Source organism: Variovorax sp. GW821-FHT09B05 (assembly GCF_059418265.1).
Map to the genome: position 1 here is coordinate 111,741 of NZ_JBWKPN010000006.1, position 23,585 is coordinate 135,325.

Below are 23,585 nucleotides of genomic sequence, written 5' to 3' on the forward strand. Positions count from 1 at the left end.
AATATGAATTTCAGGATCTGTTTGTACCTTCTTTTGGAGTGAGCTGCATGAAAAAGCTGTTGTCGGTGGCTGGCGCCGCCGCCGTTCTCGCGCTGCAGGGCCCCGCGGTATTCGCCGCCGATTCCATGAGCCTGATGCTCAACTGGACGCCCACGGCGGACCATGCGCCGCTCTACTACGCGAAGTCAAAGGGCTGGTATTCGGAGGCCGGCATCGACCTCAACATCGAGGCCGGCAAGGGCTCGGCCGTGTCGGCGCAGCGCGTGGGCACGGGCGGCAGCGAGCTCGGCATCTCCGACCTGCCGACCACCATCCAGGCGCGCGGCAAGGGCGCCGACGTGAAGGCGTTGATGGTGATCTACGCCAACAGCCCGCAGGGCTTCTACTGGCTCAAGTCCTCGGGCATCCAGGGGCCGAAGGACTTCGCGGGCCGCAAGATCGGCAATCCGCCGGGCGATGCCGCGCGCCTGATGTGGCCGGCCTTCGCCAAGAAGACCGGGCTCGATCCGGCCAGCGTGAGCTTCGTCAACGTGAGCCCGCAGGCCAAGGTGGCGGCGCTCAAGAGCAAGTCGGTCGACATCATCAGCGACTTCTACAACGAGCACGACCTCAAGGTGCGCGAGTTCGGCGACGACCTCGGCTTCCAGCCCTGGCGCGGCGCGGGCGTGAACGTCTACGGCAACTCGCTGATCGTCAACGGCGCCTACCTCGCGAAGAAGCCCGAGCAGGTGAAGAAGTTCGTCGCCGTCACGCAGCGCGCCTACGAGGCCTGCGTGAAGGACTTCGCGCCCTGCCTGCAGGCGCTGACCGCGAGCGTGAGCGGGCTGTCGCCCGACAACCAGCGCGACCAGTGGGAACGCATCAAGCAGCTGATGCGCGACGACACCACCACCAAGGTGGCGCTCGGCGCATTCGACGGCGCGCGCGTGAAGGCCGACTACGAGCTGGTCTCGTCGCTGATCGGCATCGAGAAGCCCTACGACCCCGCGCTGCTGTTCAGCAACGACTTCCTCGACAAGAGCGTGCGCATGGCGCCCTGAGCGCTCTGCGCGCCGCGGGCCTTCAGCCTTGGTAAGGCGGGATCGGTCCCTGGTCCGAGGGCGCAGGCGGCGGCACGTCGCCGTGCTTCTGCCGTTCGCGGAACAGCGCGGCGCGCATCAGGAAGATGGTGGTGACGGGCGTGGTGAGCGCCACGAACAGCGCGATCAGGGTCGCGTGCAGGAACAGGCTGTGGCTCTGCACCGAGAAGTAGACGATGGTCGCGACCATCATCGACCACACGCCGCCGGTGGCGCCCAGGGTGGGCGCGTGGATGCGGCGGAAGAAGTTCGGCAGCCGCACCAGGCCGAAGGAGCCGATGGCCGCGAAGGCCGCGCCCAGCACCGCGAACACGCCGGTGGCGATCTCGGCCCACAGCGGCAGCGGGCCCACGACGAAGTCGCTCATTCGATCACCTCCCCGCGCAGCAGGAATTTGGCCATCGCCGTCGAACTGACGAAGCCGAACAGCGCGATCAGCATCGCGGCGCCGAAGTACACGTCGCTCGCGTAGACGATGCCCAGCACCAGCATCATCAGCATGCCGTTGATGTAGAGGCAGTCGAGCGCCATCACGCGGTCCTGCGCGGTGGGGCCGATCAGCAGGCGCGCGACGGCGCACAGCATCGCCACCGCGAGCAGGAACAGCGCGAACTTGAGCGACCAGAAGAGGATGGGCGTCATGATTCGAAGATCTCCATCAGCGGACGTTCGTAGCGGCTCTTGATCTGGGCGATGAAGGCCGCCTCGTCGTCGAGGTCGAAGACGTGGATCAGCAGGGTGCTGCGGTCGAAGGCCACCTCGCCCCAGGCGGTGCCGGGCGTGAGGCACATGATCATCGCGAGCACCGCGAGGCCGTTGGGGTCGCGCAGGTCCAGCGGTATGCGCAGGAAGTTCGAATGGATCTGGTCGCTGCGGCGCGTGAGCAGTGCGCGCGCCACCGCGAACACCGACAGCGACATGTCGTAGAGCACGACGCCGGCCAGCCGCAGCGCCACGCCGGGCCGGCGCATGCGCACGGTGGCGGGCCGCAGGCCCTTGGTCAGCAGCGGCACGGCGACGGCCAGCAGCACTCCCGACACCAGGGTGCTGGCCTCGAGCGACTGGTTGAGCAGCAGCCAGACGACGAGCAGCGCGACCGACAGCGGCGGGGAGGGGATCAGGCGCTTCATGGCGTGCCGGCCTTCGTATCGCCCTTGGCAGCAGCGGGCACCGGGTTCGGCACCTGCCGCGCGCCCATCACCGCCTCGCGGTAGGCGCTCGGCGTGCGCAGGCCCTCGGCGGTGGCCATCGCGTGGCGCAGCACCGGCTCGGACCAGACGGTGAGCGCGATGCAGGCCGCGATCAGCCCGGCCACCGGCAGCACCTCGAGCGCGGGCAGCGAGGGCAGGTTGGCATGCGGCTGGGTCCAGAAATGGCGGATGCCGGTGCGCGTCAGCGCGATCAGCGCGAGGAAGCCCGAGGCGATCAGCAGCACGAGGAAGGTCCAGTCGGCGGTGGTGAGCGCGCTGACGCTGCCCATCAGCCCCGACAGCATCGCGAACTTGCCGACGAAGCCCGACAGCGGCGGCAGGCCGGTGAGCAGCAGCGTGCAGATCATGAAGCTCAGGCCGAGGAAGGCCACGCCGGCCGGGATGGCGCGGCCGTAGAGCGCCTGCGCGTTGTCGTCGAGGTTCACGTCGTCGAGCGCGCGCAGGTCCTCGGCCAGGAAGGGCGCGTTGCCCGCGGCCTCGTGCGGCGCCACGCTCATGCCGGCGTTGCGCCAGCGCTCGATCATGTCGATCAAGAGGAAGAAGGCGGCCACCGCGAGCGTGGAGCTCAGCAGGTAGAACAGCGCGCCGGCCCAGACATCGGGCTGGCCCAGCCCGACCGCGGTGAGCAGCGTGCCGGCCGAGATCAGCACGCTGAAGCCCGCGAGGTTCGACAGCCGCTGCGTGCCGACGATGCCGATGGCCGCGACGAACAGGGTGGCGAGGCCGGCGCCGATCAGCACCACCTGGCCGAACTCGGCCGAGGCACCGGTGTCGGGCGCGAACAGCACGGTCCACAGCCGCAGCACGGTGTAGACGCCGAGCTTGGTGAGCAGCGCGAACACCGCGCCCACCGGCGACACGGCCGCGCTGTAGGCCGGCACCAGCCAGAAGTTGAGCGGCCAGGCCCCGGCCTTGGCGAAGAAGGCGGTGAACAGGATGGCAGCGGCCGCGTGCACCAGGCCGCGGTCGCCGGGCGCGAGCTGGGCGATGCGCAGCCCCAAGTCGGCCATGTTGAGCGTGCCGGTGGCGCCGTACAGCATGGCCGCGCCGATCAGGAACAGCGAGGAAGCGGCGAGGTTGATCGCGATGTAGTGCAGCCCGGCCTGCACCCGCAGCCGGCCCGAGCCGTGCAGTAGCAGGCCGTAGGAGGCGGCCAGCATGACCTCGAAGAACACGAACAGGTTGAACAGGTCGCCGGTGAGGAAGGCGCCGTTCAGGCCCATGAGCTGCAGCTGCAGCAGCGGATGGAAGTGCACGCCCGCGCGGTCCCAGCGCGAGGTGGAGTAGATCGAGGCGGCGAAGGCGATCACGCCGGTCAGCGCCACCATCATGGTCGAGAGCCGGTCGGCCACCAGCACGATGCCGAAGGGCGCGCGCCAGTTGCCCGGCAGGTAGACGCCGATCGAGCCCGGGCCGCCGCCGGTGTCGGCCGCGTTGACCCAGCGCAGCAGCGCGAGCGCGGCCATCAGGCCCACCAGGCCCGAGACCACGCTGAGGAAGGACTTGGTGCGGCGGCGCTGCTCGCCCAAGAGCAGCATCAGCGCGGCCGTGAGCATCGGCACCAGGATCGGCACCGCCACCAGGTGCGGCATGCTGATCTCGAGCAACTGGTCGAGCAGGCGGAAGAGCTCGGTCATTCGCGCGCCTCTTCCTGTTCCTGGCGTTCCTCGCCGTCCACGTGGTCGGTGCCGGTCAGGCCGCGCGAGGCCAGCAGCACCACCAGGAACAGCGCGGTCATCGCGAAGCCGATCACGATCGCGGTGAGCACCAGCGCCTGCGGCATCGGGTCGGCCGTGTTGGCCAGCGTGGCCGTGAAGCCGGGGATCAGCACCGGCTCGCTGTCGACCTTGAGCCGGCCCATGCTGAAGATGAAGAGATTGACCGCGTACGAGATCAGGGTCAGGCCCATGATGACCTGGAAGGTGCGCGGACGCAGCAGCAGGTAGACACCCGAGCCGGTCAGCACGCCGATCGCGAGGGCGAGCACGATTTCCATCAGCGCGCTCCCTCCGGCGTGGCGCCGGCCGCCAGCGCATCCGCTTCGGCCTGCGCCTCCTTCTCGGCCTGCTCGTCGGCCCAGCGATGGCTGCGCACCGACTGGTGCGCGAGCGCGGTGAGGATCAGCATGGTGGCACCGAGCACCAGCGCGAACACGCCGATGTCGAAGAACAGGGCGCTGGGCACGTGGATGTCGCCGAGCACCGGCAGGTGCAGGTGGGCGGTGTGCGTGGTCAGGAAGGGGTAGCCGAAGAAGACCGCGCCGCTGCCGGTACCGAGCGCGAACAGCAGGCCGATGGCGATCCAGCGGCGCGGGTAGATGCGCAGGTGCTCCTCCACCCACTCGGTGCCCGAGACGATGAACTGCAGCACCAGCGCCACCGACATCACCAGCCCCGCGACGAAGCCGCCGCCGGGCGCGTTGTGGCCGCGCATGAAGAGATAGACCGCCACCAGCACCGACAGCGGCAGCAGCAGGCGCACCAGCACCGCGGGCACCATCAGGTAGCCGACGGCGGTGTCCTTGGCGCGGCGCGGGTTCAGCAGGTCGCTGCTGCCGTCGTCGGCCTGGGCGCGCTGTTGCGGCGGCAGCGCCATCGATTCGACCGCGGGCCGGAAGCGGCGCAGCAGCGCATAGACGGTGAGCGCCACCACGCCGAGCACGGTGATCTCGCCGAAGGTGTCGAAGCCGCGGAAGTCGACCAGCATCACGTTGACCACGTTGGTGCCACCGCCCTCGCTGAGCGCGCGCTCGAGGAAGAAGGGCGAGATGCTCTGCGGGAAGGTGCGCGTCATCATGGCCCAGGCCAGCGCCGCCATGCCGCAGCCCGCGACGGTGGCCACCAGCAGGTCGCGGCCGCGCCGGCCCCAGGGGCGCAGGCGCGCGCTCGCGGTCTGCACCGCGTCCTTGCTGCGCATCGGCAGCCAGCGCAGGCCCAGCAGGATCAGCACCGTGGTCACGGCCTCGACCACCAGTTGCGTGAGCGCGAGGTCGGGCGCCGAGAACCAGATGTAGGTGACGCACGAGACCAAGCCCGCGCCCGCGGCCAGCATCAGCGCCGCGAGCCGGTGGAACTTGGCCTGCCAGGCGGCGGCCAGCGCGCAGACGCCGCCGATCAGCCAGGTCATGGCGAACATCGGCGAGAAGGGCAGCAGCTCGCGCGTGCCGGCGGCCGCGGGCGTCTGCTTGAGCGCCGCGAAGGCGCCGGCCACGGCCACCACCACGAGCAGCAGCAGCTGGGTCTGCATGCGGCGCGTACCGAACAGGCGGCGGCTGCGGCGGCCGGCCTCGCTCAGCAGCGCGATCAGGTGCTCGAAGATCACCTGGCCGTCGAAGCGGTGCAAGAGCGGCGTGTGCTCGAGGCCGCCGGCCGCGCGCTGGCGGCGCTGCAGCAGGTAGAGCCCCGCGCCGCCCGCCAGGGCGACGAAGCTCATCAGGAGCGGCAGGTTGAAGCCGTGCCACACGGCCAGGCTGTACTCGGGCAGGACGCCGCCGACCACGGGCGCGGCCGCGGCGGCCAGCATCGGGCCGACCGACCAGGCCGGCGCCACGCCCACCACCAGGCAGATCAGCACCAGCAGCTCGACCGGCACGCGCATCCAGTGCGGCGGCTCGTGCGGCGGCTTGGGCACCTCATTGCCGCAGGGCGCGCCGAAGAACACGTCGAACACGAAGCGCGCCGAATAGGCCACGCTGAAGATGCCGGCCAGCGTGGCGATCAGCGGCAGGCTGAAGTCGACCCAGGGCGTGGCCTGGATGAACACCGTCTCGGCGAAGAACATCTCCTTGGAGAGAAAACCGTTGAGCAGCGGCACGCCGGCCATCGAGGCGCTGGCGATGATGGCCAGCGTGCCCGTGATCGGCATCAGCTTCATCAGGCCGCTGAGCTTGCGGATGTCGCGCGTGCCGGTCTCGTGGTCGATGATGCCGGCGGCCATGAACAGCGAGGCCTTGAAGGTCGCGTGGTTCATGACGTGGAACACCGCCGCCACCGCCGCGAGCGGGCTGTTGAGGCCCAGCAGCAGGGTGATGAGGCCGAGGTGCGAGATGGTCGAGTAGGCCAGCAATGCCTTCAGGTCGCGCTGGAACATGGCGATGAAGCCGCCCAGCAGCAGCGTGATCGCGCCCGCGCCGCCCACCAGCCAGAACCACTGCTCGGTGCCGGAGAGCACGGGCCACAGCCGCGCCATCAGGAACACGCCGAGCTTCACCATGGTGGCCGAGTGCAGGTAGGCCGACACCGGCGTGGGCGCGGCCATGGCGCGCGGCAGCCAGAAGTGGAACGGGAACTGCGCGCTCTTGGTGAAGGCGCCCAGCAGGATCAGCACCAGCGCCACCGGGTACAGCGCGTGGGCGCGGATCACGTCACCCGAGGCCAGCACCACGTCGAGCTCGTAGCTGCCGACGATGCGGCCCAGCACCAGCACGCCGGCCAGCAGGCACAGCCCGCCCGCGCCGGTGACCGTGAGCGCCATGCGCGCGCCGCGCCGCGCGTCGCGCCGGTGGTGCCAGTAGCCGATCAGGAGGAAAGAGAACAGGCTGGTGAGCTCCCAGAACAGCACCATCTGGATCAGGTTGCCCGAGAGCACCACGCCCATCATCGCGCCCATGAACGCGAGGAAGAACGAGAAGAAGCGCGGCACCGGGTCGGAGGCCGACATGTAGTAGCGCGCATACAGTACCACCAGCGTGCCGATGCCCAGCACCAGCATGCAGAACAGCCAGGCGAAGCCGTCCATGCGGAACACGAGGTTCAGGCCCAGCGCGGGCAGCCATTCGATCTCGTGACGCAGCACGTTGCCGTTGGCGAGCCGGGGGAACAGCCACGCCGTCTGCACCGCGCAGCCCAGCGCGACCAGCCCCGCGAGCGTGGACTCCCGATTGCGCGCGTTCGACGGCATCAAGGCCGCCAGCACGCTGGCAAGGAACGGGAGTGCGACGAGCAGGACGAGGGGCATTGCGGTCGATTCTATCGGCCGCCTCTATGGCAGACCCTATCTATAACCGCAGGACATAAGGCGGTTTTTAGGCCGGCGATCAGGCCGAGAAGGCCTGCACGGTACGCAGTCCGAGCCAGGTCATGCACAGCGAGCCGCCCAGGTGCAGGGCGATGGTGCCCATGGCGAGTCCGACGCGGCCGCCGGTCAGCATGCCCACCACTTCGGCCGAGAAGCTCGAGAAGGTGGTGAGGGTGCCAAGGAAGCCGGTGATCACCATCAGGCGCCAGGCCGGGTTGATGTCCGGCAGGCCGCTGAACACGCCGATCGCCACGCCGATCAGGTAGCCGCCGATCAGGTTCACCGCCAGCGTGCCCCAGGGCAGGATGCCGCCGGGGTTGAGCCACAGGGCGAAGCCCCAGCGCAGGAGGGCGCCGACGCAGGCGGCGAGGCAGATGACGACGACGTTCAGCAGCATGGCGGCGATTATCCGCAAGCCGCCGCGGGCGCTGCTAGCGCTCCTTGCCCATCACCACGTCGGGCAGGATGGTGACGATGCTCGGGAACAAGGTAATCAGCGCGATGCACAGCACGAGGCAGAAGAAGAATGGGATCGCCGCCTTGGCGATCACGTTGCTGTCCTTGCCCGTCATGTTCTGCAGCACGAAGAGGTTGAAGCCCACCGGCGGCGTGACCTCGGCGATCTCGACCAGCAGCACGATGAAGATGCCAAACCACACGAGGTCGAAGCCGGCCTTCTGGATCATCGGCAGCACCACCGCGCTGGTCAGCACGATCATCGAGATGCCGTCGAGCGCCGTGCCCAGCACCAGGTAGACCACGACCAGGGCCCCGATCAGCGCGTAGGGCGACAGGTGCATGCTGTCGACCCATTCGGCGAGTTCGCGCGGGATGCCGGTGAAGGCCATGGTCTTGGTGAGGAAGGCCGCACCCGCGAGGATGAACATGATCATGCAGCTGGTGCGCGTGGCACCCATGAGTCCGTCCTTGAAGTTCTTCCAGGTCAGGCTGCGGCCCCAGGCCGCGATGGCCAGCGAACCGAGCACGCCGAAGGCCGCGCATTCGGTGGCCGTGGCCCAGCCCGCCACCAGCACCCAGACGATGAACACGATCAGCAGCGCGCAGGGGATCAGGTTGCCCGAGAGCCGGATCTTTTCCATGAAGGTGGTCGGCGGATCGGCCGGCGGCACCTTGTCGGGATTGCGCAGGCTCCACCAGCCGATGTAGCCCGAGAACAGCAGCATCAGCAGGAACCCGGGCAGGAAGCCCGCAAGGAAGATGCGGATGATGGACGCGTCGGCCGCCACGGCATAGACCACCATCGTGATCGAGGGCGGGATCAGGATGCCGAGCGTGCCCGCGGTGGCGAGCGAGCCGATGGCGAGCTTCTCGTTGTAGCCGCGGCGCTTGAGTTCGGGCAGCGCGACCTTGGCGATGGTGGCGCAGGTCGCGGCCGAGGAGCCCGAGACCGAGCCGAACACGCCGCAGCCGAGGATGGTGGTGTGCATCAGCCGGCCCGGCACGCGATTGAGCCAGGGGCGCAGGCCCTCGAACATCTCCTCGCTGAGCTTGGTTCGAAAGAGGATCTCGCCCATCCAGATGAACAGCGGCAGCGCCGCGAGCTCCCAGCTCGCATTGCTTTCCCAGAAGGCCGAGAACAGGTTCTTGCCGGGCAGCGTGTTGGTGAAGAAGGCCTGGCCGACCCAGCCGACGATGGCCAGCGTCATCGCGATCCAGACGCCGCCCGCGAGCAGCAGCAGCATGATCCCGAGCAGCAGGGCGCCCATCCAGAGGTTTTCGAACATCGGGTGTCTTGGGTGTTGTTGTGGGTGTTCGAAGACTCAGACGTCGGACGAGAAGTCGCCCGCGGCGTGGCGTTCTTCTATGGCGCGCTGGTAGCTGGGCTTCTCGCCGCGCAGCACGCCCACGAGCTCGTCGATCATCGCGATCAGCAGCAGCCAGCAGCCGATCACGAAGGTCGATTGCGGAATCCAGATCGGGATCACGACCAGGCCCGTGGCCATCTCGGCGAACTCGTAGCTCTCCCAGGTGAAGCTGGTGGCCCAGTAGGTGAGATAGGACACCGAGACCGCAGCGATCAGCAGGCAGGTGACGTCGAGCACGCGCCGCGTCTTCGGCGGCACGGCCTCGAGCAACAGCGTGACGCGCACGAAGTCGCCGTGGCGGAACGCATGGGCCATCGCGAAGAAGGCCGCGGCCGCGCACAGCCACGCCACCACGTCGTTGAGCCCGCTCACGTGCCAGTTCATCTGCCGGCCCACGCCGGCCAGGATCATCAGCACGAAGATCAGGAACACGCAGAACGCGCCGAGCGCGCCGGCGCCGTCGTAGAGGCGGTCGAGGAATTTGCGCACGGGCTACTTTTTCTTGTAGGCGTCGACGATGGCCTGGCCGTCGGGGCCCGCGGCCTTGAGCCAGTCGGCCTGCATGATCCCGCCGACCTGGCGCATGTCGGCATCGAGCTTGGCCGAGGGTTTGTGGATCTTCATGCCGCGCTCGGCGAGCAGGCGTTTGTATTCCTCGTTCTTCTCCTGCGCGACCTTCCAGCCGCGCGTCTCTGCATCGGCCGCGGCCTTGGTGACGGCGGCCTTGGTGGTGGCGTCGAGCGCATCGAAGGCCTTGGCGTTGACGAGGATCGCGTTCTTCGGGATCCAGGCCTGCGTGTCGTAGAAGTTCTTGATGTGCTCGAAGGTCTTGGTGTCGTAGCCGGTCGAGCCCGAGCTCATGTAGCTCTCGATCACGCCCGTGGCCATGGCCGCGCTGAGCTCGGCCTGCTGGATCTGCACCGGCTGCGCGCCGATCAGTTCGGCGATCTTGGCGGTGGCCGGGCTGTAGGCACGCCACTTGATGCCGCGCAGGTCGGCCACCGAGCTCACTTCCTTCTTCGAGTAGATGCCCTGCGGCGCCCACGGCACCACGAACAGCACCTTGATGCCTTGCGCGGCGAGCAGCTTCTCCATCGCGGGCTTGGAGGCTTCGTAGAGCTTCTTCGCCTCGGGGTAGGTGGTCGCCAGGAAGGGCACGCCGTCGAGCGCGTAGATTGGGTTCTCGTTGGCGAAGTTGGCCAGCAGGATTTCGCCGGCCTGGGCCTGGCCGCTTTGCACCGCGCGCTTGATCTCGGGCGCCTTGAACAGCGAGGCGTTCGCATGCACCGTGACCTTGAGCTTGCCGCCGGTGGCCGCGTCCACGTCCTTCGCGAACTGCGTGATGTTCTCGGTGTGGTAGTTCGTGGCCGGGTAGGCGGTGGGCAGGTCCCACTTGGTTTGCGCGAAGGCCGCGGCGCCGAGGGTGAGGCCTGCGAGGGTCAGGCCGAACTTGTGATTCATGTGCGCGCTCCGGATGTAGTGAAAGCAAAACGAAAGAAAAAGCATACGTGCAAATTCCGGGCCACTTGCTGAGGCCTTTCCCTGCTTGTTGCGCGGTGGCGGCACCGTGTCGGCATGGGTTGACGCGCATGAAAAAGCCGCCCCGAAGGGCGGCTCGTTCGCGGGGCTAAGGCCCCGTCATTCCTTGGCCGCGACCTTCGCGGGCTTGCCGGCCTTTGGCGCGGCGGCCGGTGCGTCGCCACCCGCGTAGGCCTTGCCGTTGACCGTGAGGCCCTCGGCCGAGAGCTTGGCCGCGGCCTTCTCCTTCACGCCCTTCACGCGCTGCATGAGATCGGCCCAGTCCTTGAACTCGCCCTGCTTGCGCGCGTCGAGGATGCGCTTGGAGAGCGCGGGTCCCACGCCCTTGAGGCCATCGAGATCGGCTTCGCTGCCCTTGTTGACATCGACCGCCGCGAACGATGCGGCAGCGAACAGCAGGGCGGCCGTGGCCACGATTTTCTTGAACATGTTTGAACTCCCTCGTTGATGCTTTTGATGCGCCGACAAGACGTCGGCTTCGGCTCAACGAGGGCTCGGAACAGGGCGTTGACGGCCGCGCGCCAGCGGCCACCATTGTTCAGCAAGGTGATCGAAGGTCTCGCCTCCGAGGCCGATCAGAGCTCTTCGACGCGGCGCGGCGGATAGCTGTCCCAGGCCTGGCAGCCGGGGCAGTGCCAGAAGTACTGGTGCGCCTCGAAGCCGCAGGCCGCGCAGCGGTAGCGCATCAGCGGCCGCGTGGCCTGGTCGAGCGCGCGCTGCACCTGCGGATGGAACTGCTCGTGCTCGAAGCGTTCGCCCGCGAGCCAGCGCGAGGCTGCGACCAGCGAGGGCTGGTGCGCGAGGTGCGCGATGTAGCCGTCGCGCGGCACGGGCGCTTCGCCCTCGGCTTCGGGCGTGGTGCCGGCGGGCGCGCCGCCGAGCGCGATCAGCGCCTCGAGCACGTCGATCGACGGCGATTCGGCATAGCGGCGCTGCAGCAGCGCGAGCGCCTCGGGCGCGCGGTGCGCGGCCACGGCCGCCTGCTGCAGCGCGGCGGCGTACAGCGGCAGCGCGAGCGGCGCGGTGTCGCTCAGCGCCACCAGGGTGTCGAAGGCCGCGCCGGCTTCGCCGCTGCGCAGCTGCAGGGTCGCGGTGTCGATGGCGGGGCGCGGTGCCTGCGGTGCCTGGGCCACGGCCTGTTCGAGCAGGCGGCGCGCGGCCGCGAGGTCGCCCATGCCGACCTGTTCGGCGGCCTGCTCGCACAGGTGGTGCGCGCGGCGCGTGCCGTAGCTGGCCTGGTCGGACTCGTCGAGCTTGCGTGCCACGTCGGCAGCCTGGCTCCATTCGCGCGAGCGTTCATAGATGGCCAGCAGCGCAAGCCGGGCCTCGTTCTCGTAGCGCGTGCCCTCGAGCTTCTGCAGCGCGGCCTCGGCGCGGTCGAGCAGGCCGGCGCGCAGGAAGTCCTGCGCCAGCGCATGCTGGGCGCGCTCGCGGTCGCTGCGGCTCAGGTCGCCGCGGCCGAGCAGGTGCTCGTGCACACGCACCGCGCGCTGGTATTCGCCGCGGCGGCGGAACAGGTTGCCGAGCGCGAAGTGCAGCTCCTGCGTGTCGGGGTCGTTCTGCACCGCCTCGATGAAGGCGTCGATGGCCTGGTCCTGCTGCTCGTTGAGCAGGAAGTTGAGGCCGCGGAAGTAGGCCTTGGGGGCCTGGCGGTTCTCGAGCTTGAGCTGGCGGATGTCGAAGCGGGAGGCCAGCCAGCCCAGGACGAAGGCGACGGGCAGGCTGATCAGCAACCAGCTGGGATCAAAGTCCATGTTGGCGTACGGCGGGAAGGTCGGTGGCGGCGATGGTCGGTGCCGGGGCTGCCGCCGGCGCGGCGGCCGGGGCGGAGGAGGCGGCCGCGCTGCCCGCGGTCGTGGCCGGCAGTTGCGCGGCGGCGCTGCGGTGCTTCCACCAGCCCGGCAGCATGCCGAGCGCGCCCACCACGAGGCCGCCCGCGAAGGCGGCCAGCACGACCAGCACCAGCGGCGCGCGCCAGTAGGTGCCGAAGAAGAAATAGACGGTCGCGTCGTGCTGGTTGTTCAGCGCGAAGGCGAAGAGCGTAAAAAAAATGGCTGCCTTGAGCAGCCACAGGAGGTATTTCATGCGCGGTCCCGTTGGCGGGACGATTCTACGTTTGCACCTGCGCCGGACGGTCCGCGCCGATGGAGGGGGCCGTTGGCGGCTGGACTCAGGCCTTCGGCGTCGTCTTGATGCCGAGTTCGGCGCTGCGGGCGTCGACCGCCTCGCGCAAGGCCTTGCCGGGCTTGAAGTGCGGCACGCGCTTCTCGGGAATCTGCACGCTCTCGCCCGAGCGCGGGTTGCGGCCGATGCGCGGCGGACGCCGGTTGACCGAGAAGCTGCCGAAGCCGCGGATCTCGATCCGGTGCCCGCGCACCAGGGCATCGCTCATCGCGTCGAGGATGGTCTTGACGGCGTATTCGGCATCCCGGTGGGTGAGTTGCGCAAAGCGCGCTGCGAGTTCTTCGACGAGGTCAGAGCGGGTCATAGGTCAAAGCAAAAAGCAGGGGCGAAAAAAAAGACAGAGAGGCCACCAGGGCCTGCTCTGTCTTCGGGCGACGGCTTACTTGTTGTCGCTGTTGTCGAGCTTGGCGCGCAGCAGGGCGCCCAGGCTCGTCGTGCCCGCGTTCTCGCGTGCCGACTGCTGGCTCAGGTTGGCCATGGCGCCTTGCTCGTCGACCATGTCCTTCTGCTTGATCGACAGCTGGATGTTGCGGGTCTTGCGATCCACGTTCACGACGATGGCGGTGACTTCGTCGCCTTCCTTCAGCACGTTGCGGGCATCTTCGACGCGGTCGCGCGAGATTTCCGAAGCACGGAGGTAGCCGATGATGTCCTCACCCAGGTCGATCTCGGCGCCGCGGGCGTCGACCGTCTTGACCTTGCCGGTCACGATCTGGCCCTTGTCGTTGACCGTGGTGAAGGTGGTGAACGGGTCGCTGTCGAGCTGCTTGATGCCCAGCGAGATGCGCTCGCGGTCGACGTCGACAGCCAGCACGATCGCTTCGACTTCCTGGCCCTTCTTGTAGTTGCGAACGGCGGTTTCGCCGGCTTCGTTCCACGAGAGGTCCGAGAGGTGAACCAGGCCGTCGATGCCGGCAGCCAGACCCACGAACACGCCGAAGTCGGTGATCGACTTGATCGGGCCCTTGACGCGGTCGCCACGCTTCGTGTTCTGAGCGAACTCTTGCCACGGGTTGGCCTTGCACTGCTTCATGCCCAGGCTGATGCGGCGCTTGTCTTCGTCGATTTCCAGGACCATGACTTCGACTTCGTCGCCCAGCGAGACGATCTTGTTCGGAGCGATGTTCTTGTTGGTCCAGTCCATTTCGGAGACGTGCACCAGGCCTTCGATGCCGGGTTCGAGCTCGACGAACGCGCCGTAGTCGGCGATGTTCGTGACCTTGCCGAACAGGCGGGTCGATTGCGGGTAGCGGCGCGAAACGCCCATCCACGGGTCATCGCCCATTTGCTTGAGACCCAGCGAGACACGGTTCTTCTCGGTGTCGAACTTGAGGATCTTGGCGGTGATTTCCTGGCCGGCCTGAACGACTTCGCTCGGGTGGCGGACGCGGCGCCATGCCATGTCGGTGATGTGCAGCAGGCCGTCGATGCCGCCGAGGTCCACGAACGCACCGTATTCGGTGATGTTCTTGACCACGCCGCGGACAACAGCGCCTTCCTTCAGGGTTTCCATCAGCTTGGCGCGTTCTTCGCCCATGCTGGCTTCGACCACGGCACGGCGCGACAGCACGACGTTGTTGCGCTTGCGGTCGAGCTTGATGACCTTGAATTCGAGGGTCTTGTTCTCGTACGGGGTCAGGTCCTTGATCGGACGCGTGTCGATCAGCGAACCCGGCAGGAACGCGCGGATGCCGTTGACGAGCACCGTGAGGCCGCCCTTGACCTTGCCGCTGGTGGTGCCGGTGACGAAGTCGCCCGATTCCAGCGCCTTCTCGAGGGCCAGCCACGAAGCGAGACGCTTGGCGGTGTCGCGCGAGAGGATGGTGTCGCCGTAGCCGTTTTCAACGCTGCCGATGGCAACGGAAACGAAATCGCCGGCCTGGACTTCGAGCTCGCCCTTGTCGTTCTTGAACTCTTCGATCGGCACATACGCTTCGGACTTCAGACCGGCGTTGACGACGACGTGGTTGTGTTCGACACGCACGACTTCGGCCGTGATGACCTCGCCGGTGCGCATTTCGGAACGCTTCAGGGACTCTTCGAATAGGTCGGCAAAAGATTCAGACATTTATGGTTCCTTCCGTCAGGCAGGGTTGGCAGGCGCTCTTGCGACATTGCATGCGACTGCGCTGGATCTGGAGACGGCGGTTGGTTGTGGGCGGAAGCCCGGTTGGTTGAACAACCAGAAGGCCGGTGCGCTGTCGCGCGAAGGGAGCCTTCTGGAGCGGTAGGCGCCCCCCGGAACACCCGGTGGGCGCGAGCCTTTCAAGCGGACTCGAAAGGCTGCACTTGTCGCCACCAGTCCAACACCGTGTCGATCGATTGCTCGATCGAGAGCTGGGAGTTGTCGAGGTGGCGCGCGTCCTGCGCCGGCTTCAAAGGGGCGACGCTGCGGGACGAGTCCCTGGCGTCACGCGCCTCCAGATCGGAGCGAAGACTGTCGAGTGTAGTCGAAATACCCTTTGAAATCAACTGCTTATGGCGCCGCTCGGCGCGCTGGGCGGCGCTCGCGGTCAGGAACACCTTGAGCGCGGCGTCGGGGAAGATCACCGTGCCCATGTCGCGGCCGTCGGCCACCAGGCCCGGCAGCTGGCGGAAGCGCTGCTGCAGGCCCAGCAGGGCCTCGCGCACGGCCGGCAGCGTGGAGACGCGCGAGGCGTCCATGCCGGCGGCCTCGGAGCGGATCAGCTCGCTGACGTCCTCGCCGTCCAGCAGCACCTTGCCCTCGGTGAACTGCAGCGGCAGGGCAGCGGCCAGCGCGGCGATCTGCGCCTCGTGCGCGGCGTCGGCGCTCAGGCCGGCGCGGCGCATGGCCAGCCCGGTCACGCGGTAGAGCGAGCCCGAATCGAGGTAGTGGTAGCCCAGCAGGCGCGCCACTTCGGAGGCCAGCGTGCCCTTGCCCGAGGCAGTCGGGCCGTCGATGCTGATCACCGGGATGCCGGCGGCCGTGGAGACCGAGAACAGGGTCTCGAAATAGTCGGGGAAGGTCTTGGCGACGCAGTGCGGCTCGAGGATGCGCACCGGCACCCGTGCCGGGTTGAAGGCGGCGAGCGAGAAGCACATGGCGACCCGGTGGTCGTCGTAGGTGCGGATGCTCGCGGGCCGCCAGCCGGCCGGCGCCAGCGGATGCACGCGGATGAAGTCGGGCCCGGCCTCGACCGTGGCGCCGAGCTTGCGCAGCTCGTTGGCCATGGCGTCGATGCGGTCGGTTTCCTTGACCCGCCAGCTCGCGATGTTGCGCAGGGTGCTGGGGCCGTCGGCGTAGAGCGCCATCACGGCCAGCGTCATCGCCGCGTCGGGGATGTGGTTGGCGTCGAGGTCGATGGCCTTGAGCGGCCAGGCGCCGCGGCGCACCGCGAGCCAGTTCGGGCCGCTGTCGATCTCGGCGCCCATCTGGCGCGCGGCGTCGACGAAACGGATGTCGCCCTGGATCGAATCGGCGCCCACGCCCTCGATCCGGATGCCGTCGGGCCCGGAAGCGGCCGTTGCGATGGCGCCCAGCGCGATGAAATAGCTGGCGGACGAGGCGTCGGCCTCGACATGGATGTCGCCCGGCGAGCGGTAGCTGCTGCCGGCGGGGATCGTGAAGCGCTCCCAGCCGTCGCGTCGCACCGCGATGCCGAAGCGCGCCAGCAGGTTCAGCGTGATCTCGATGTAGGGCTTGGAGATCAGCTCGCCGACGACTTCGATCGTGATGTCGCTTGCCGCTGCGAGGGGCAGGGCGAGCAGCAGGGCGGTCAGGAACTGGCTCGAGACGTCGCCGCGCACGCGGATCGGGGCGTCGAGCACCAGCTCGCCATGCGGCACCGGGTGGATGCGCAGCGGCGGATAGCCGGGATTGCCGAGGTAGTCGATGCGGCAACCCAGCTGGGTGAGGGCATCGACCAGGTCGCCGATCGGGCGTTCGTGCATGCGCGGCACGCCGCGCAGTTCGAATTCGCCGCCCAGCAGCGACAGCGCCGCGGTCAGCGGCCGCATCGCCGTGCCGGCATTGCCGAGGAACAGCGACAGCAGCTCGGTGTTGCCGATTTCCCGGCCGCCGATGCCGGTGATGCGCACCAGCGTGCCGGCGGGTTCGACGCCGCAGCCCAGCGCGCGCAGCGCATCGAGCATGACGCGGGTGTCGTCCGAGTCGAGCACGTCGTGCAGGGTGGTGGTGCCGCTCGCGAGCGCGGCCAGCAGCAGCACGCGGTTCGAGATGCTCTTGGAGCCGGGCAGCTGCACCGTGCCCGAGGCGCCGGTCAGCGCGGGGAGATCGAGGAAGGTCGAGGCGTACATCTCAGGCGTCCTGCTGCGAATCGTGCGACGACGAGGCGCCGGGCTGCCAGGCGGCCCGCACCTGGCGGGCGCGTGCTATCGACTGCTCGAGGGCCTGCGATTCGCCCTCGGCCATGGCGTTCTCTATCTCGAGCAGCGCGGCGCGGAAGGCGCGCGACTGAGCCAGCACCTGCTCGCGGTTGGCCAGCAGCACGTCGCGCCACATCACGGGGTCGCTTGCGGCGATGCGCGAGAAGTCGCGAAAGCCCGGGCCCGCCAGGCTCAGGAAACGCTCGCCCTGCGGCTGGCCGGCGAGGCCGTTGACATAGGCGAAGGCCAGCAGGTGCGGCAGGTGGCTCACGGCGGCGAAGGTGCTGTCGTGCTCCTCGTGGGTCATGGTGAGCACGTTGGCGCCGATGCCGCTCCAGACCTGCGAGGCGCGCTGCACGTTCGAGCGCAGCGTGGACTTGATCGGCGTGAGCACCACGTGGCGGCCGGTGAACAGCGCGGCCTCGGCATGCTCGATGCCCGAGACTTCCTTGCCCGCGATCGGGTGTGCCGGCACGAAGTTGCCGAGCTGGCCCTGCAGGCCGCGGCGCGCGGCCTCGATGACGTCGCCCTTGGTGGAGCCGACGTCCATCACCAGCGCATCGCTGCCGATGCCGTGGCGGATCGCCTTGAAGGTGGCTTCCGAGGCCGCCACCGGCACGGCCAGCAGCACGATGTCGGCGCCCGACACCGCCAGCAGCGCCGAGGGCGCGGCGACGTCGATCACGCCGAGCTGCCGGGCCCGTTCCGTGGTGGAGGGCGACTTGCTGTAGCCCACCACCCGTTTCACCAGCTTGGCGCGCTTCAGCGCCAGCGCGAAGGAGCCGCCTATCAGGCCGCAGCCGATCAATCCCAGTTGCTCGAACATGTGCTTGCTTGCGACGGACTCAGGCCTTGACGGGGTAGGCGCCGAGCACCTTGTAGAACGCGCAGAGACCGCGCAGTTCGGCCAGCGCCGCTGCCACGTTGGGCTGCGAGGGATGGCCGTCGAGGTCGATGTAGAAGTAGTACTCCCACTGCCCGGTGCGCGCGGGGCGCGACTCGAAGCGGGTCATCGACACGTTGTTGACCTTCAGCGGCACCAGCAGGTCGTGCACCGCGCCCGGCCGGTTGGGCACCGACACGATCAGGCTGGTGCAGTCGCGGCCCGAGGCGGGCGGCATCGCGAGCGTCTGCGGCAGGCAGATCACCGAGAAGCGGGTGCGGTTGTAGGAGTCGTCCTGGATCGCGTGGGCCACGATGTGCAGCCCGAAGCGCGTGGCGGCACGTTCGCCGGCCAGCCCCGCGAACGCCGGGTTGGCGGCCGCGAGGCGCGCGCCCTCGGCATTGCTCGACACGGCGCGGCGCTCGGCATGCGGCAGGTGCTTGGTCAGCCAGCCCTGGCATTGGGCCAACGCCTGCGGATGGGCCAGCACGGCCTCGATGCCCTCGAGCGAATTGCTGCTGCGCAGCAGGTGGTGGCGCACCAGCAGGCTGACCTCGCCGACCACGTGGGTGGGCGAGTGCAGGAACAGGTCGAGCGAGCGCGTGACCACGCCCTCGGTCGAGTTCTCGACGCCGACCACGCCGTACTGGGCACTGCCGGCGGCGGTGGCGTGGAAGACCTCGTCGAAGCTGGCGCAGTAGATCAGGTCGGCGGCGCCGCCGAAGTACTCGATGGCCGCCTGCTCGCAGAAAGTGCCTTCGGGGCCGAGCACCGCCACGCGCTGCGGCGACTCGAGCGCCAGGCAGGCCGACATGATCTCGCGCCAGATGGCCGCCACGTGCAGGTCCTTGAGCGGACCGCCGTTGCCCTTCTGCATCTTGTCGATGACCTGGGCCACCCGGTCGGGGCGGAAGAACGGCGTGCCTTCGCGCTTCTTCACTTCGCCGACCAGCTCCGCCACATGGGCCCGCTCGTTGAGCAGGCGCAGCAGTTGCTGGTCGAGCGAATCGATCTGCACGCGCAGATCGGCGAGGCTTTCGGAATGGTCGAGGGAGGAGGGCTGGGTAGGAGCTGGGGCGGTCATCGGTGAGGTTCGCGCGCGTCTAGGCGTGCGACCGCTCGAATTCTCGCATGTAGCTCACCAGGGCCTGCACGCCTTCCAGGGGCATGGCGTTGTAGAGGCTGGCACGCATGCCGCCCACCGACTTGTGGCCCTTGAGCTGCAGCAGCCCCGCCGCGCGGGCGCCCGACAGGAAGGCCTCGTTGCGGGCTTCGTCGCGCAGGAAGAACGGGATGTTCATGCGCGAGCGGCAGCCCGGGTCGATCTTGTTCAGGTAGAAGGACGACGCATCGATGAAGTCGTACAGCAGCTTCGCCTTGGCGATGTTGCGCTGCTCCATCGCGGCCACGCCGGTCGCCGTGCCTTCGGTCTGCTCGCGCAGCCATTGGAACGTGAGCCCCGCCATGTAGATGCCCCAGGTCGGCGGGGTGTTGTACATGGACTGGTTGTCGGCCACGGTCTTGTAGTTGAACGCGCTCGGGCAGATCTCGAGGGCATGGCCCAGCAGGTCCTCGCGCACGACGACGATCGTGAGTCCGGCCGGCCCGAGATTCTTCTGCGCACCGCCGAAGGCCAGGCCGACGCGGCTCCAGTCGACGCCGCGCGAGGCGACGTGCGAGGAGAAGTCGATCACCAGCGGCGCCTTGCTGCCGAGGGCGGCGAGGTCGGGCAGCTCGTGGAACTCGATGCCGTTGATGGTCTCGTTGCTGCACAGGTGCACGTACGAGGCATCGCCGGACAGCTGCCAGCTCGCGGGATCGGGCAGGCGCGTGTGCTGGTCGTCGGCGTTGCTCGCGGCCACGCGCGCGCTGCAGTAGCGCTGCGCTTCCTTGTGCGACTTGATGCTCCAGCTGCCGGTGATCACGAAGTCGACCGTGCCGCCGCGCGACAGGTTCAGCGGCACGATGGCGTTCTCGCCGAGACCGCCGCCCTGCATGAACAGGATCCGGAAGTTGGCGGGCACCGCCAGCAGCGCGCGCAGGTCGGCTTCGGCCTGCGCGTAGATCTCGCCGAACTCCTTGCCGCGATGGCTCATCTCCATCACGCTCATGCCGCTGCCGTGCCAGTCGAGCATTTCGGCGGCGGCGCGTTGCAGCACCGCCTCGGGCATGGCGGCGGGGCCCGCGGAGAAGTTGTAGGGGCGCGGGCCGGCCGGCTTCTGCGGGGCGTTCACGTCACTTCTTGGCGGGAGCCTTGGCCGGTGCCTTGGCGGGCGCGGACGGCGCTTCGGTCGGGGCACCCAGCGCCTTGGCGACGTTGGTGTCGAGCGCCTGCATCTTCGGCTCGATGGAGCTGCGGGTCTCTGCCACCAGCTTTTCCGTCAGCGCGGTCTGCATCTTGGGGTTCAGGTCCTGGTACTTCTTGCTCAGCGGCGAGTTGATCCAGGCCAGCAGCTGCTTCAGTTCGTCCTCGGTGAAGGACTGCTCGAGCAGCGGCGTCAGCGTGGTCGGGGCCAGTTGCACGGCCTTGTCGCGCACGATCGGGTAGGCCTCGTCGTAGTACTTCTTGAGCTCGGCATCGGCGGCCTTGGCGGCGGCTTCGCGCTTGGCTTCGGGCACCTGGGTCTGCAGGTACTGCGAACCGGCCTGCGCGATCGGGGCGCTCGACTGCTCGACCAGGCCGCGGGCCAGGGCTTCGATGCCGGGGCGCTGCAGATCGAGGAACTGCTTGATGAGCGTGGCCTTGTCCTGGGCCAGGGCGCCCATCGAACTGCCAGCCAGGGCGATGGTCAGGAGTGCGAGCTTGATTTGTTTTTTCACTGAGGATTCTCCGTTGAAGATGTGGAAGTGTCGTCTGCGCCGGGCTCGGGTTCGCCATTGGCATCGTTTTCGACGATACGTTGCAGCCCGCTGAGTTTGGCACCTTCGTCGAGCCCGATCAGCGTAACGCCTTGCGTCGCGCGACCCAGTTCACGAATCTCGGCGACTCGGGTGCGCACCAGCACGCCCTTGTCGGTGATGAGCATGATCTCATCGTCCGAATGCACGAGTGTGGCGGCAACGACCTTGCCGTTTCGCTCACTCTGTTGAATCGCGATCATGCCTTTGGTTCCACGGCCATGGCGCGTGTATTCCGTAATGCTTGTTCGCTTTCCGTAACCATTTTCCGTGGCCGTGAGCACGCTCTGCTGCTCGTCCTCGGCCACCAGCATGGCGATCACGCCCTGGCCTTCCTCGAGCATCATGCCGCGCACGCCGCGTGCGTTGCGGCCCATCGGGCGCACGTCGTTCTCGTCGAAGCGCACCGCCTTGCCGCCGTCGCTGAACAGCATCACGTCGTGCTTGCCGTCGGTGAGAGCGGCGCCGATCAGGTAGTCGCCCGCGTCGAGGTCGACCGCGATGATGCCGGCCTTGCGCGGGTTGTTGAACTCGTCGAGCGTGGTCTTCTTGACCGTGCCCATCGAGGTCGACATGAACACGTACTGGTCGGCCGGGAAGTTGCGCTTCTCGCCCGTGAGCGGCAGCGCGACGTTGATCTTCTCGCCCTCGGCCAGCGGGAACATGTTGACGATCGGGCGGCCGCGCGAGCCGCGCGAGCCCGCCGGCACTTCCCACACCTTGAGCCAGTAAAGCCGGCCGCGGTTCGAGAAGCACAGGATGTAGTCGTGCGTGTTGGCGATGAAGAGCTGGTCGATCCAGTCGTCTTCCTTGGTGGTGGTGGCCTGCTTGCCGCGGCCGCCGCGCTTCTGCGCCCGGTATTCGCCGAGCGGCTGGCTCTTGATGTAGCCGCTGTGCGAGAGCGTCACCACCATGTCGGTGGGGGTGATCAGGTCTTCGGTCGAGAGGTCGAAGGCGCTGTGCTCGACGAGGCTGCGGCGCGCGCCCACCTTCGACTGGCCGAACTCCTGCTTGAGGGCGCCGAGTTCGTCGCCGATGATGGTCGAGACGCGCTCGGGCTTGGCCAGGATGTCGAGCAGGTCGTCGATCTCGGCCATGACTTCCTTGTACTCGGCGACGATCTTGTCCTGCTCCAGGCCGGTCAGGCGCTGCAGGCGCATCTGCAGGATTTCCTGGGCCTGCGTTTCCGAGAGGCGGTAGAGGCCGTCGTTGCCCATGCCGAACTCGCGCTCGAGGCCTTCGGGACGGTAGTCGTCGGCGCTGATCACGCCGCCGTCGGCACGCGTGCGCGTGAGCATCTCGCGCACCAGCTTGCTGTCCCAGCTGCGCGCCATCAGCTCGGCCTTGGCGACCGGCGGGGTCGGGGCGTTGCGGATGATGGCGATGAAGTCGTCGATGTTCGCCAGCGCCACCGCCAGGCCTTCGAGCACGTGGCCGCGGTCGCGGGCCTTGCGCAGGTTGAAGACCGTGCGGCGCGTCACCACTTCGCGGCGGTGCTGCAGGAAGACCTCGATCAGGTCCTTGAGGTTGCACAGCTTCGGCTGGCCGTCGACCAGCGCCACCATGTTGATGCCGAAGGTGTCCTGCAGCTGGGTCTGCTTGTAGAGGTTGTTGAGCACCACCTCGGGCACTTCGCCGCGCTTGAGCTCGATGACGAGGCGCATGCCCGACTTGTCGGACTCGTCCTGGATGTGGCTGATGCCCTCGATCTTCTTCTCGTGGACCAGCTCGGCCATGCGCTCCTGCAGCGTCTTCTTGTTGACCTGGTAGGGGAGCTCGTCGACGATGATCGCCTGGCGCTGGCCGCGGTCGATGTCCTCGAAGTGGCACTTGGCGCGCATCACGACCTTGCCGCGGCCGGTGCGGTAGCCGTCCTTCACGCCGTTGATGCCGTAGATGATGCCGGCCGTGGGGAAGTCGGGCGCCGGCACGATCTCCATCAGCTCGTCGATGCTGGCCTGCGGATTGCGCAGCAGGTGCAGGCAGGCGTCCACCACTTCATTGAGGTTGTGCGGCGGAATATTGGTGGCCATGCCGACCGCAATACCGCCGGAGCCATTGACCAGCAAATTCGGCAGCCGGCTCGGCAGCACGGCCGGTTCCTTTTCGGAACCGTCGTAATTGTCCTGGAAATCGATCGTTTCCTTGTCGATATCGGCCAGCATTTCATGCGCGATTTTGGCCAGCCGGATTTCCGTATACCGCATTGCGGCCGCGTTGTCGCCATCCACGGACCCGAAGTTGCCCTGGCCGTCGACCAGCATGTGCCGCATCGAGAAGTCCTGGGCCAGCCGCACGATGGTGTCGTAGACCGACTGGTCGCCGTGCGGGTGGTACTTGCCGATCACGTCGCCGACGATACGGGCCGACTTCTTGTACGGCCGGTTCCAGTCGTTGTTGAGCTCGTGCATCGCGTAGAGCACGCGGCGATGCACCGGCTTGAGGCCGTCCCTCGCGTCGGGAAGGGCGCGGCCCACGATCACGCTCATGGCGTAATCGAGATAACTGCGGCGCATTTCCTCTTCGAGACTGATGGGCAGGGTTTCTTTGGCGAAGGACGTCATTGAGCGAGAGGCTGGCGGCAGGAAGGCGAAATTTTACG

At 67.9% G+C, this 23,585-nt stretch carries 22 protein-coding genes; 1 reads left to right on the plus strand and 21 read right to left on the minus strand.

Features of this window, described 5'->3' with window-relative positions; all coding sequences use genetic code 11:
* The first annotated feature begins 47 nt into the window (after nucleotides 1-47).
* Nucleotides 48-1,040, plus strand: a complete 993-nt coding sequence (locus tag AC07RM_RS17270; RefSeq protein WP_495335309.1) for an ABC transporter substrate-binding protein — start codon at nucleotides 48-50, stop codon at nucleotides 1,038-1,040.
* Nucleotides 1,041-1,062: 22 nt separating this feature from the next.
* Here the strand turns inward: AC07RM_RS17270 and mnhG are convergent, their stop codons facing one another.
* The 21 genes from mnhG to gyrA all read right to left on the minus strand — a co-directional run bounded on the left by mnhG (nucleotide 1,063) and on the right by gyrA (nucleotide 23,547).
* On the minus strand, nucleotides 1,063-1,446 hold the full coding sequence (gene mnhG, locus AC07RM_RS17275) for a monovalent cation/H(+) antiporter subunit G (protein WP_296798694.1): 384 nt from the start codon (nucleotides 1,444-1,446) through the stop codon (nucleotides 1,063-1,065).
* On the minus strand, nucleotides 1,443-1,721 hold the full coding sequence (locus AC07RM_RS17280; protein ID WP_057589592.1) for a K+/H+ antiporter subunit F: 279 nt from the start codon (nucleotides 1,719-1,721) through the stop codon (nucleotides 1,443-1,445). Before AC07RM_RS17280 ends, mnhG begins: the two co-directional genes overlap by 4 nt.
* Entirely contained in the window at nucleotides 1,718-2,209 is a 492-nt protein-coding gene (locus AC07RM_RS17285) for a Na+/H+ antiporter subunit E (protein WP_495335310.1), read from the minus strand. Before AC07RM_RS17285 ends, AC07RM_RS17280 begins: the two co-directional genes overlap by 4 nt.
* Complete coding sequence (locus tag AC07RM_RS17290; RefSeq protein ID WP_495335311.1) at nucleotides 2,206-3,927, minus strand: monovalent cation/H+ antiporter subunit D; 1,722 nt, start codon at nucleotides 3,925-3,927, stop codon at nucleotides 2,206-2,208. The genes AC07RM_RS17285 and AC07RM_RS17290 overlap by 4 nt, the downstream gene beginning before the upstream one ends.
* Complete coding sequence (locus tag AC07RM_RS17295; protein ID WP_495335312.1) at nucleotides 3,924-4,286, minus strand: Na+/H+ antiporter subunit C; 363 nt, start codon at nucleotides 4,284-4,286, stop codon at nucleotides 3,924-3,926. The genes AC07RM_RS17290 and AC07RM_RS17295 overlap by 4 nt, the downstream gene beginning before the upstream one ends.
* On the minus strand, nucleotides 4,286-7,246 hold the full coding sequence (locus AC07RM_RS17300; RefSeq protein WP_495335313.1) for a monovalent cation/H+ antiporter subunit A: 2,961 nt from the start codon (nucleotides 7,244-7,246) through the stop codon (nucleotides 4,286-4,288). Before AC07RM_RS17300 ends, AC07RM_RS17295 begins: the two co-directional genes overlap by 1 nt.
* A 79-nt stretch (nucleotides 7,247-7,325) precedes the next feature.
* Nucleotides 7,326-7,703, minus strand: a complete 378-nt coding sequence (crcB, locus tag AC07RM_RS17305) for a fluoride efflux transporter CrcB (protein WP_296798698.1) — start codon at nucleotides 7,701-7,703, stop codon at nucleotides 7,326-7,328.
* Between the two features lie 34 nt (nucleotides 7,704-7,737).
* Complete coding sequence (locus tag AC07RM_RS17310; RefSeq protein WP_203205068.1) at nucleotides 7,738-9,051, minus strand: TRAP transporter large permease; 1,314 nt, start codon at nucleotides 9,049-9,051, stop codon at nucleotides 7,738-7,740.
* A 36-nt stretch (nucleotides 9,052-9,087) separates the two neighbouring features.
* Nucleotides 9,088-9,621, minus strand: a complete 534-nt coding sequence (locus tag AC07RM_RS17315) for a TRAP transporter small permease (RefSeq protein ID WP_203205069.1) — start codon at nucleotides 9,619-9,621, stop codon at nucleotides 9,088-9,090.
* Nucleotides 9,622-9,624: 3 nt separating this feature from the next.
* A complete protein-coding gene (locus AC07RM_RS17320; RefSeq protein ID WP_495335314.1) occupies nucleotides 9,625-10,593 on the minus strand; it encodes a TRAP transporter substrate-binding protein in 969 nt (322 codons plus the stop codon).
* Between the two features lie 177 nt (nucleotides 10,594-10,770).
* Nucleotides 10,771-11,100, minus strand: coding sequence for a ComEA family DNA-binding protein (locus AC07RM_RS17325; protein ID WP_203205071.1), 330 nt, complete (start codon nucleotides 11,098-11,100; stop codon nucleotides 10,771-10,773).
* Between the two features lie 146 nt (nucleotides 11,101-11,246).
* A complete protein-coding gene (gene lapB, locus AC07RM_RS17330; RefSeq protein ID WP_296778690.1) occupies nucleotides 11,247-12,425 on the minus strand; it encodes a lipopolysaccharide assembly protein LapB in 1,179 nt (392 codons plus the stop codon).
* Nucleotides 12,415-12,756, minus strand: a complete 342-nt coding sequence (locus AC07RM_RS17335; RefSeq protein WP_093343411.1) for a LapA family protein — start codon at nucleotides 12,754-12,756, stop codon at nucleotides 12,415-12,417. Before AC07RM_RS17335 ends, lapB begins: the two co-directional genes overlap by 11 nt.
* 85 nt (nucleotides 12,757-12,841) lie before the next feature.
* Nucleotides 12,842-13,159, minus strand: coding sequence for an integration host factor subunit beta (locus tag AC07RM_RS17340; protein ID WP_057589604.1), 318 nt, complete (start codon nucleotides 13,157-13,159; stop codon nucleotides 12,842-12,844).
* Between the two features lie 75 nt (nucleotides 13,160-13,234).
* On the minus strand, nucleotides 13,235-14,923 hold the full coding sequence (gene rpsA / locus AC07RM_RS17345; RefSeq protein WP_093343410.1) for a 30S ribosomal protein S1: 1,689 nt from the start codon (nucleotides 14,921-14,923) through the stop codon (nucleotides 13,235-13,237).
* A 197-nt stretch (nucleotides 14,924-15,120) separates the two neighbouring features.
* Nucleotides 15,121-17,133: a bifunctional 3-phosphoshikimate 1-carboxyvinyltransferase/cytidylate kinase gene (locus AC07RM_RS17350; RefSeq protein ID WP_495335315.1), complete on the minus strand. Its 2,013-nt coding sequence runs from the start codon at nucleotides 17,131-17,133 to the stop codon at nucleotides 15,121-15,123.
* Between the two features lies 1 nt (nucleotide 17,134).
* Complete coding sequence (locus AC07RM_RS17355; RefSeq protein ID WP_495335316.1) at nucleotides 17,135-18,028, minus strand: prephenate dehydrogenase; 894 nt, start codon at nucleotides 18,026-18,028, stop codon at nucleotides 17,135-17,137.
* A gap of 19 nt (nucleotides 18,029-18,047) precedes the next feature.
* Nucleotides 18,048-19,169 carry a prephenate dehydratase gene (pheA, locus tag AC07RM_RS17360; protein WP_495335317.1) on the minus strand — a complete coding sequence of 374 codons (1,122 nt, stop codon included), beginning with the start codon at nucleotides 19,167-19,169 and terminating at the stop codon, nucleotides 18,048-18,050.
* Nucleotides 19,170-19,188: 19 nt separating this feature from the next.
* On the minus strand, nucleotides 19,189-20,319 hold the full coding sequence (gene serC / locus AC07RM_RS17365; RefSeq protein WP_296778678.1) for a 3-phosphoserine/phosphohydroxythreonine transaminase: 1,131 nt from the start codon (nucleotides 20,317-20,319) through the stop codon (nucleotides 19,189-19,191).
* A 1-nt stretch (nucleotide 20,320) separates the two neighbouring features.
* On the minus strand, nucleotides 20,321-20,905 hold the full coding sequence (locus AC07RM_RS17370) for a DUF2059 domain-containing protein (RefSeq protein ID WP_256222547.1): 585 nt from the start codon (nucleotides 20,903-20,905) through the stop codon (nucleotides 20,321-20,323).
* Nucleotides 20,902-23,547 carry a DNA gyrase subunit A gene (gene gyrA, locus AC07RM_RS17375; RefSeq protein WP_093343403.1) on the minus strand — a complete coding sequence of 882 codons (2,646 nt, stop codon included), beginning with the start codon at nucleotides 23,545-23,547 and terminating at the stop codon, nucleotides 20,902-20,904. Before gyrA ends, AC07RM_RS17370 begins: the two co-directional genes overlap by 4 nt.
* Nucleotides 23,548-23,585 lie beyond the last annotated feature (38 nt).

Coding starts and splice junctions, on each gene's coding strand:
- AC07RM_RS17300 (WP_495335313.1), bottom strand. CDS start 7,246: ATGCCCCTCGTCCTGCTCGTCGCACTCCCGTTCCTTGCCAGCGTGCTG.
- AC07RM_RS17320 (WP_495335314.1), bottom strand. CDS start 10,593: ATGAATCACAAGTTCGGCCTGACCCTCGCAGGCCTCACCCTCGGCGCC.
- mnhG (WP_296798694.1), bottom strand. CDS start 1,446: ATGAGCGACTTCGTCGTGGGCCCGCTGCCGCTGTGGGCCGAGATCGCC.
- AC07RM_RS17280 (WP_057589592.1), bottom strand. CDS start 1,721: ATGACGCCCATCCTCTTCTGGTCGCTCAAGTTCGCGCTGTTCCTGCTC.
- pheA (WP_495335317.1), bottom strand. CDS start 19,169: ATGACCGCCCCAGCTCCTACCCAGCCCTCCTCCCTCGACCATTCCGAA.
- crcB (WP_296798698.1), bottom strand. CDS start 7,703: ATGCTGCTGAACGTCGTCGTCATCTGCCTCGCCGCCTGCGTCGGCGCC.
- AC07RM_RS17340 (WP_057589604.1), bottom strand. CDS start 13,159: ATGACCCGCTCTGACCTCGTCGAAGAACTCGCAGCGCGCTTTGCGCAA.
- AC07RM_RS17290 (WP_495335311.1), bottom strand. CDS start 3,927: ATGACCGAGCTCTTCCGCCTGCTCGACCAGTTGCTCGAGATCAGCATG.
- AC07RM_RS17285 (WP_495335310.1), bottom strand. CDS start 2,209: ATGAAGCGCCTGATCCCCTCCCCGCCGCTGTCGGTCGCGCTGCTCGTC.
- lapB (WP_296778690.1), bottom strand. CDS start 12,425: ATGGACTTTGATCCCAGCTGGTTGCTGATCAGCCTGCCCGTCGCCTTC.
- AC07RM_RS17295 (WP_495335312.1), bottom strand. CDS start 4,286: ATGGAAATCGTGCTCGCCCTCGCGATCGGCGTGCTGACCGGCTCGGGT.
- rpsA (WP_093343410.1), bottom strand. CDS start 14,923: ATGTCTGAATCTTTTGCCGACCTATTCGAAGAGTCCCTGAAGCGTTCC.
- gyrA (WP_093343403.1), bottom strand. CDS start 23,547: ATGACGTCCTTCGCCAAAGAAACCCTGCCCATCAGTCTCGAAGAGGAA.
- AC07RM_RS17270 (WP_495335309.1), top strand. CDS start 48: ATGAAAAAGCTGTTGTCGGTGGCTGGCGCCGCCGCCGTTCTCGCGCTG.
- AC07RM_RS17350 (WP_495335315.1), bottom strand. CDS start 17,133: ATGTACGCCTCGACCTTCCTCGATCTCCCCGCGCTGACCGGCGCCTCG.
- AC07RM_RS17325 (WP_203205071.1), bottom strand. CDS start 11,100: ATGTTCAAGAAAATCGTGGCCACGGCCGCCCTGCTGTTCGCTGCCGCA.
- AC07RM_RS17355 (WP_495335316.1), bottom strand. CDS start 18,028: ATGTTCGAGCAACTGGGATTGATCGGCTGCGGCCTGATAGGCGGCTCC.
- AC07RM_RS17335 (WP_093343411.1), bottom strand. CDS start 12,756: ATGAAATACCTCCTGTGGCTGCTCAAGGCAGCCATTTTTTTTACGCTC.
- AC07RM_RS17310 (WP_203205068.1), bottom strand. CDS start 9,051: ATGTTCGAAAACCTCTGGATGGGCGCCCTGCTGCTCGGGATCATGCTG.